This is a genomic window from Gluconobacter sp. P1D12_c, assembly GCF_018812105.1.
GTDB lineage: Bacteria > Pseudomonadota > Alphaproteobacteria > Acetobacterales > Acetobacteraceae > Gluconobacter > Gluconobacter oxydans_A.
The window spans coordinates 1-483 of the sequence record NZ_JACSIQ010000381.1 but is presented as its reverse complement, the minus strand read 5'-3'; the positions used below and the strand labels follow the sequence as shown (position 1 = coordinate 483).

Genomic DNA, 483 nt, shown 5'->3' with positions numbered 1-483 from the left:
TTGCCATCCCATTCTTTGGCTACAAACCCCACGTCTCCATCGACCGGAAGTATCGGTTCATCCGCAAATGGAAGACAACAGATGCCGCCGCCAGTGATGGCGCGCGATTGAGAGAGGGGCTTCTGGATAAAGCCAATACCGCCTCAAGCGTCTGGGCCGATACCGCGTATCGCTCGAAAGCCAACGAAGACTTCATGGAAAAGCAGGGCTTTGTCTCAAAGGTCCACAGGAAAAAGCCGCATCTCAAGCCCATGCCCCGCCACATCCAGCGGTCCAACGCAGGGAAATCGGTGATCCGGTCGCGTGTCGAGCATGTCTTTGCCGATCAGAAATCGCAGACGGGTCTGTTCGTCCGAACCGTGGGTATCACCCGGGCCACCATGAGGATCGGCCTGGCCAATATTGTCTACAACATGCGCCGCTTTCTCTTCCTCGCAAGGTTGAACGCGAGCGCGTAGTCATCCAGGGAGACAGCCCCTGATC

1 protein-coding gene is annotated in these 483 nt (G+C 56.9%); it reads left to right on the top strand.

What is annotated here, in order from left to right:
- A partial coding sequence (locus KP705_RS17275; RefSeq protein WP_215765164.1) for a transposase occupies positions 1-458 on the top strand: 458 nt, incomplete at its 5' end.
- Positions 459-483 lie beyond the last annotated feature (25 nt).